This window comes from Pseudoduganella ginsengisoli, assembly GCF_009720865.1.
Taxonomy (GTDB): Bacteria; Pseudomonadota; Gammaproteobacteria; order Burkholderiales; family Burkholderiaceae_D; genus Rugamonas; species Rugamonas ginsengisoli.
The window spans coordinates 1-6984 of record NZ_WNLA01000053.1 but is presented as its reverse complement, the minus strand read 5'-3'; the positions used below and the strand labels follow the sequence as shown (position 1 = coordinate 6984).

The window sequence follows — 6984 nt, the reverse complement described above, 5'->3', positions numbered from 1 at the left end:
CCGGCGCCGGCGGCACGCGGCTGCCCCTCGGCGCGCGGCGGCTGCCCTGGCCGCGGCCCTGGCTGTGGCGCACGCGTCACGTTGGCGGGAGATTGCTGGGAAACTGGGGACTTCTTGCTGGCTTCTGACATTGTTTTTTACATGTATTTCGCGCGAACATCGCGCACCGAATTATAATGCGGCGAATGGAAAACCCTACCCAATTCGTCCAATGGCTGCGCTCTGTCGCGCCCTATATCCACGCCTTCCGCGGCAAAACCTTCGTCATTGCCTTCCCCGGTGAACTGGTGGCGGCTGGCGCGCTGCCCGTGCTAGCGCATGATTTGTCACTGCTGCACGCCCTCGGCATCAAAGTCGTCGTCGTGCACGGCTCCCGTCCGCAGGTGGCGGAACAGCTGGCCCTGCGTAACGTCGAAGGCCGCTTCACCAATGGCGTGCGGATTACCGACACGGCGGCGCTGGAATGCGCCAAGGAAGCCGCCGGCGAATTGCGCCTCGATATCGAAGCGGCATTTTCCCAGGGCTTGCCCAATACGCCCATGGCCCACGCGGCCATCCACATCATTTCCGGCAACTTCGTCACGGCCCGCCCGATGGGCGTCATTGACGGCGTCGACCTGGAATTGACGGGCATTACCCGTAAAGTCGATGCGGAAACCATCCACGCACTGCTGGGCGCGGGCGGCCTGGTGCTGCTGTCGCCGCTGGGTTTCTCGCCCACCGGCGAAGCATTCAACCTGACGATGGAAGACGTCGCCGTCACGGCGGCCATTTCCCTGCACGCGGACAAACTCGTCTTCATCAGCGAGACGCCGCTGATGACGGACGTCACGGGCCGCGAAATCCGCGAATTGTCATCGCACCAGGCTGAAGCCGTGCTGATGGCGAACTTCTTGCCGGAAGCCACGGCGTTTTACCTGAAACACTGCATCAAGGCGTGCCATAACGGCGTGCCCCGTGCCCACATCGTGCCCTTTGAAATGGACGGCTCCGCACTGCTGGAACTGTTCACCCACGATGGCGTCGGCACCATGATTTCCCACGAAAACCTGGAAAGCTTGCGCCAGGCCACCATTGAAGACGTGGGCGGCATCATTAAACTGATCGAACCGCTGGAAGCGGACGGTACCCTCGTCAAGCGCGGCCGGGAACTGATCGAACGGGAAATCGACCTGTTCTCCGTCATCGAGCACGATGGCGTGATTTTCGGCTGCGCCGCGCTGTATCCCTTCCCGGAACAAAAAATGGCGGAAATGGCGTGCCTGACCGTCAACCCGGAAGTCCAGGCGCAGGGCGACGGCGAGCGTATTTTGAAGCACATGGAAAACCGTGCGCGCGCGCTTGGCCTCAAACAATTGTTCGTGCTGACCACCCGTACCGCGCACTGGTTCATCAAGCGGGGCTTCGTACCCGCCACGGTCGACGCCCTGCCGAAAGACCGCCAGCGCATGTACAACTGGCAACGCCGGTCCCAGGTTTTGATTAAGACCTTATAATCTCACTTTTACCACCGCATTCAGGAGTACCAAGATGGCCCGTACCGTCCATTGCATCAAACTCAACAAGGAAGCCGAAGGCATGGACTTCCCGCCATACCCGGGCGAACTGGGCAAGCGTATTTACGAATCCGTGTCGAAAGAAGCATGGGCCGCCTGGCTCAAGCACCAGACCATGCTGGTCAATGAAAACCGCCTGAACCTGGCGGATCAGCGCGCCCGCAAATACCTGGCGGCGCAAATGGAAAAGCATTTCTTTGGCGACGGCGCCGATGCGGCAGCCGGTTACGTGCCGCCTGCGGAGTAAGCTGGCTGCTGTCCTGCACAAAGCGCCCTTGGGGCGCTTTTTCATTTCAGCGATACCGCCTTGCACTGCCGCAGCTCGCAACGCGCCAGGAACACGCGGCCGTCGCTGCACGCCATGCGGTACATTTCAACCGGCCCCGCGTCCGACACCAGCCCCGCTCCCGGACCACCGGTGCAATGGGATTGCTTGGCCATGTTTTCCACGGTTGCCGATGACACGCCGGGCGTGAATTCCACCCGCGTGATTTCCACGCCATTGATTTCCACGCGCCTGCTGCCATCGCTGGCATACTCGGACGGCGGCGCTTTCTTCAACGACGCGGCACGCCGGGCCGCTTCCGCTTCCTGCTCTTTATTGTGGCCAAACGGCATACTGGAACACGCCGCCAGCATCAGCGGCAACACCAGCGGCAGCAACACCAATCGTTTCATTAGCGTCTCCGGGAAGGCCGGGACCATCCCGGCCGATGAAGCTTAACGTATCAGTAAGTCAGCGTGCGCACGCCTTCTGGCGTGCCCAGCAGGCACACATTGGCGCCACGCGCAGCAAACAGGCCGACAGCGATCACGCCGACGATCTGGTTGATTTGCGCTTCCAGCGCCACCGGGTCCGTGATCGACAGGCCGGCCACGTCCAGGATGTTGCCGCCATTGTCCGTCACGAATGCTTCATTGGTGCCGGCTTTCAGGCGCAGCTTAGGCTGGCCGCCCAGCGCGGCCAGCTGGCGCGCCACGGCGTTGCAGGCCATTGGCAGCACTTCGACCGGCAGCGGGAATTTGCCCAGCGTGTCCACCAGCTTGGAACCGTCGGCGATGCAGACGAACTTTTTCGACACGGATGCAACGATCTTTTCACGCGTCAGCGCCGCACCGCCACCCTTGATCATGGCGCCCGCCGCATTGATTTCATCGGCGCCGTCAATGTACACGGCGATTTCCGGCACATCGTTCAGGTCCAGCACGGCGATACCGTGGCCGCGCAAACGCGCAGCAGTGGCTTCCGACGACGCAACCGTCCCTTTGAAACGGTCCTTGATCTTGGCCAATTCATCAATGAAGAAATTGGCGGTCGAGCCGGTACCGACGCCGATGATGTCACCTTCCACGTAAGCAATGGCGGAACGGGCTACGGCTTGTTTCAATTCGTCTTGGGTCATGATGCTAAAAAGTAAATTAAAAGGCGGGAAAATGCCGCTATTTTACCGGATCCCCCTACTGCCTCACCGTCCGTGCACCAAATTACCAACGGGCAAGCCTTTTTTGCCTGCCCTGCTTTGCCGCAAACGGGTACGGTATGCGAAAATGGATAGACCAACAGCTCCTTCCAGGATCGCTCATGGAATCCCCCCAAACCATACTGATAGTCGATGACAGCCGCGTCTCGCGCCTGATGGCACGCCAGTACATCCTCGGCATGCATGCCGACTGGGTCATCGAAGAAGCCGGCACCGGCGAAGATGCGCTGGAAAAGGTAAAAAGCTTCACGCCAAAGCTGGTATTGATGGACGTGAACATGCCAGGCATGGGTGGCTTGGCCGCTGCCGAGCAAATGCGCAAATTGCTGCCGACCGCCCATATTTCCTTACTGACTGCCAACGTGCAAACCGCCACCCGCAACCGGGCGACGGAACTGGGCATCGGGTTCATGGAAAAGCCGATTACCGAAGCCCGCATTGCCCAGCTGATCGCACCGCTGGAAACGCAGCCATGATTACGCTGACCGAGCTGCAGCACGACGCGCTGGTAGAGATTTTCAACATCGGCGTGGGCCAGGCCGCCGCGTCGATGAGCGGCATCGTCAATGAAGAAGTCACGATGTCGGTGCCGTCGATCAGCTTCCTGAACCGGGCGGAAGCCGCATCGCTGCTGGGCGGCAAAAACAAGCAAGACCAGTTGCAGCGCATTTGCGGCGTCAGCCAGCACTATGCCGGCGCATTCCAGACCGAAGCCATCTTGATGTTCCCGGAAGATAAAAGCCTGGAAATCGTGCGCCTGATGGTGGGCGAATCCGTACCGCTGGCCGAACTGACGGAAATGGAACAGGAAGCGATGAGCGAGATCGGCAACATCATCTTGAATTCCTGCGTCGGCACGCTGGCCAACCTGTTCCAGCGCGAATTGCAAGGGTCGCTGCCGGTTTACCACGTGGGCACCAGCGAAGAAATCCTCGGCGCGTCCGGCAGTGCAGCCGATTCCATCGTGCTGATGCTGCACATCGACTTCATCCTCGAGATGCACCAGATCCACGGCTATGTGGCGTTTATCCTTGATGTCACGGCGCTGCACGACTTGAAAGACCAGATCAACCTGTATCTCGACAAAGTCATGGGCAACGGTTAACCACCATGGATGCGAACCGCACTGGCTTGCTGGAAGGGGTACTGGCCGCCGTCAATCTCGGCGCCATCGTACTCGACGGCGACTGCCGCATCGTCCTGTGGAACCGCTGGATGGAACGTTACGCGGGCATACCGGCCAGCGACGTCATCGGCCACGACTTTTTCAGCCTGCATCAAGACTTGCGGGGCAAACGCATCGACTCCGCCATCACGCAAGCGCTGCGCAGCAATTTGCCATCGGTCTTGTCGCAAACCCTGAACAAATCACCCTTCCCATTGTATGCCGACGCCGCGGCGCGCAGCCGCGATGAGCGCATCCAGCAGGCGCTGGCGGTGTCGCCGGTGGAGGTGGCTGGCGCCGGGCGCCATTGCCTGATCCAGATCAGCGACGTCAGCATCGCAGTGGGCCGCGAAAAGCTGTTGCGCGATCAGGCCATGGTGCTGCGCTCGCAAACGTTCTCCGATGGCTTGACGGGCATCGCCAACCGCCGCCATTTCGACGTGGCGATTGACAAGGAATTGCGGCGCGCCAAGCGCTATGGCAATGCCCTGTCAATGCTGATGATCGATATCGACCACTTCAAGCCGTACAACGACCATTACGGCCACCAGCAGGGCGACCAGTGCCTGATCCAGGTGGCGGTGGCGCTGGCAACGATGCTGCAGCGTTCGACGGATTTGCTGGCGCGCTATGGCGGCGAAGAATTCGCCATCATCTTGCCGGACACGGATGCGCAGGCGGCGTACATGCTGGCGGAAACCATGCGCACACGCGTCATCAGCCTGAACCTGCCCCATGAAAAGTCGCCGGCCCAGCTGGTGACGGTCAGCATCGGCATCGCCACCATGTGCGCGGCGGACCAGTATGACGTGCCCGGCCTGATCAATGCAGCGGACCGCGCGCTGTATTCAGCCAAGCATGCCGGGCGCAATTGCGTGCAGGCGCACGTTACCGCGTCTGCATGACTTAAAAGAACGTCACTTCATCGGCCGCCGCCGCTGCCACCACTTCGCCGGTATGCACAGCGCGCTCCTCCGCCATCGCATACGTACTGGCCAGCGCCGCCAATAACGGCGCCGGGTCCAGTTGCGGCACGGCGGCCGGCTGCGCCGCGCACTGGTGCGAATGGTCGCGCAGCACATCGGGCATGCTGCGGATATTGTGCTGCACGTGCGACAGGATCTGGCTCACGCGGTCCTGGAATTGCAACTGCACCAGCGCCTGCGCCACTTCATCCTTGATGCCGCGGCTTTCGTCCTGCAGCATCTGCGACGATTGCTGCAGCGCGCCCGCCACGTCCTGGAAGTTGGCCAGCACGGAACCTATCGTGTTTTCCGACGCCTGCATCGATTGCTGTTCCTGCTGCTGCGACACGTTCGCCGCCTCGCACGTCGCGTCGATCGCGGCGCTGATTTGCGCCACTTGCTGTGAAATGCTTTTCCCAGTTTCCGCCGACTTGGCCGACAGCGACCGCACTTCGCGCGCCACAACGGCAAACCCCCGCCCCGCTTCCCCTGCGCGGGCCGCTTCAATGGCGGCGTTCAGCGCCAGCAAATTCGTATGCCACGCAATGCTGGCCACTTCCGTCGCCATGGTTTGCAATGGCGCGGTAAACGCCTGCAATTGCCGGACTTTTTCCAGCATGGCGGCTTTGCTGGCGGCCGTGCTTTTCAGCAGCGCCAGCACTTCGCCCAATTCTTTTTCACTGTTGGCAAACACGGCCACCAGCCCCTGGTCATCACCGCCGGACGCGGACAGCGCCGCATCGAGCCGGTCGACGATGGTGGAAAAGCGCGCCGTCAAATCACACACGGCATCTTCCATTTGCGAGCGCGATGACTGCAAATGCGCATCCCACACCGAGACCATTTGCTCGCTGAATTGCTGGCGGCTGGCCAGATAATCCTGCATGCCGATATCGGCAGAGCGGTCTTTACGGCCAGTGAATAAATTACCTAGATATTTCAGCAATGCCTGCATGGATTCATCCGCTGCGAAAACAAAACCTGCATCATGCAGCGAATATCGTTCCTCCAACAAGGGCAAAGGTTTAATTCCTATATTTTCAGTCGCGCAAATAATACAGCTTGCCATTATTACCAAGTATAAATAGCAAGACTCCGCACAACAGCATCAGCCACATGGGCGCTTCCGGCACCGGCATCAAGGCCACAGCGTAATCAAAGGCATAACCGCTGTGCGCCTCCAGGTTCCAGACTGTATGGATCATGACATCCTGCATCCCGGCGCCCAGCATGCCGAGATCCAATACACGATGATTAAAAAAGGATTGCGCTTGCGCCAATGACGTAAAAGATTGGCTATATAAATCGACACCGTGATTACTAACGATGAATTCCAGTTTTTGAAAACCCAGATTCAATAGTGACGAATTGAATAATCCCAGCATTAAATGTTGCGCGCCATTGGTGGAAAACTGAAACGCGCCATCGGATTCATATGTATAAATATTGCCCGGCGCTTGCTGATGTTGATATGACACGCCTTGCGCACCCTGGCCGATGACGGACGCGCCGGCCGGCAGCGCCGCGCCGGCCGGCGCATCCGGTGCGCCACTGGCGCGCGCCATGACATTCGCGCCGCCGGCAATATCGAGCGGCGCCCTGCCCGCACCGCCGCCTGTATCGCTGACGGCCTGGCTCGATGCCTCTGTTTCGCCGGGTACGACGACCGCTTTCGCGCTGGCCTGCGCAGTCATCGCGTGCCCGCGCCACGCGCCGCCCGATGTGGCGCGCGACTGCGCCATGCCGCTGATGCCGGAAGCGCGCGCGGACGATTGCGCCACGCCGCCGTGCAGCGCGGTGGCGGCTTCGCTGAGTGC

At 60.4% G+C, this 6984-nt stretch carries 8 protein-coding genes and 1 pseudogene; 5 read left to right on the top strand and 4 right to left on the bottom strand.

Annotated elements, in window-relative coordinates; translation table 11 throughout:
• Window positions 1–185: 185 nt before the first annotated feature.
• Entirely contained in the window at window positions 186–1496 is a 1311-nt protein-coding gene (gene argA, locus GM668_RS30040; protein WP_155442655.1) for an amino-acid N-acetyltransferase, read from the top strand.
• Between the two features lie 34 nt (window positions 1497–1530).
• On the top strand, window positions 1531–1803 hold the full coding sequence (locus GM668_RS30035) for an oxidative damage protection protein (protein WP_155442654.1): 273 nt from the start codon (window positions 1531–1533) through the stop codon (window positions 1801–1803).
• Window positions 1804–1844: 41 nt separating this feature from the next.
• On the opposite strand, the gene GM668_RS30030 is transcribed toward GM668_RS30035, so the two are convergent.
• On the bottom strand, window positions 1845–2234 hold the full coding sequence (locus GM668_RS30030; RefSeq protein ID WP_155442653.1) for a hypothetical protein: 390 nt from the start codon (window positions 2232–2234) through the stop codon (window positions 1845–1847).
• A gap of 50 nt (window positions 2235–2284) precedes the next feature.
• Window positions 2285–2959: a ribose-5-phosphate isomerase RpiA gene (gene rpiA / locus GM668_RS30025; RefSeq protein WP_155442652.1), complete on the bottom strand. Its 675-nt coding sequence runs from the start codon at window positions 2957–2959 to the stop codon at window positions 2285–2287.
• 179 nt (window positions 2960–3138) lie between these two features.
• Between rpiA and GM668_RS30020 the strand changes: the two genes are divergently transcribed.
• Genes GM668_RS30020 through GM668_RS30010 form a run of 3 tightly spaced genes read left to right on the top strand, consistent with a single transcriptional unit; the run spans window position 3139 to window position 5107 of the window.
• Window positions 3139–3513: a response regulator gene (locus GM668_RS30020; protein ID WP_155442651.1), complete on the top strand. Its 375-nt coding sequence runs from the start codon at window positions 3139–3141 to the stop codon at window positions 3511–3513.
• On the top strand, window positions 3510–4142 hold the full coding sequence (locus GM668_RS30015) for a chemotaxis protein CheC (protein WP_155442650.1): 633 nt from the start codon (window positions 3510–3512) through the stop codon (window positions 4140–4142). Before GM668_RS30020 ends, GM668_RS30015 begins: the two co-directional genes overlap by 4 nt.
• A 5-nt stretch (window positions 4143–4147) precedes the next feature.
• Window positions 4148–5107, top strand: coding sequence for a sensor domain-containing diguanylate cyclase (locus tag GM668_RS30010; protein ID WP_155442649.1), 960 nt, complete (start codon window positions 4148–4150; stop codon window positions 5105–5107).
• 1 nt (window position 5108) lies between these two features.
• Here the strand turns inward: GM668_RS30010 and GM668_RS30005 are convergent, their stop codons facing one another.
• Together GM668_RS30005 and GM668_RS30705 are read right to left on the bottom strand one after the other, a co-directional pair.
• Entirely contained in the window at window positions 5109–6122 is a 1014-nt protein-coding gene (locus GM668_RS30005) for a methyl-accepting chemotaxis protein (RefSeq protein WP_211923479.1), read from the bottom strand.
• An 85-nt stretch (window positions 6123–6207) separates the two neighbouring features.
• Window positions 6208–6984 (bottom strand): annotated as a pseudogene (locus GM668_RS30705) (hypothetical protein); the annotation flags it as partial.

Excerpts from the sequence above, each read along its gene's own strand:
- argA (WP_155442655.1), top strand. The coding sequence starts at position 186 with ATGGAAAACCCTACCCAATTCGTCCAATGGCTGCGCTCTGTCGCGCCC.
- GM668_RS30035 (WP_155442654.1), top strand. The coding sequence starts at position 1,531 with ATGGCCCGTACCGTCCATTGCATCAAACTCAACAAGGAAGCCGAAGGC.
- GM668_RS30030 (WP_155442653.1), bottom strand. The coding sequence starts at position 2,234 with ATGAAACGATTGGTGTTGCTGCCGCTGGTGTTGCCGCTGATGCTGGCG.
- rpiA (WP_155442652.1), bottom strand. The coding sequence starts at position 2,959 with ATGACCCAAGACGAATTGAAACAAGCCGTAGCCCGTTCCGCCATTGCT.
- GM668_RS30020 (WP_155442651.1), top strand. The coding sequence starts at position 3,139 with ATGGAATCCCCCCAAACCATACTGATAGTCGATGACAGCCGCGTCTCG.
- GM668_RS30015 (WP_155442650.1), top strand. The coding sequence starts at position 3,510 with ATGATTACGCTGACCGAGCTGCAGCACGACGCGCTGGTAGAGATTTTC.
- GM668_RS30010 (WP_155442649.1), top strand. The coding sequence starts at position 4,148 with ATGGATGCGAACCGCACTGGCTTGCTGGAAGGGGTACTGGCCGCCGTC.
- GM668_RS30005 (WP_211923479.1), bottom strand. The coding sequence starts at position 6,122 with ATGCAGGCATTGCTGAAATATCTAGGTAATTTATTCACTGGCCGTAAA.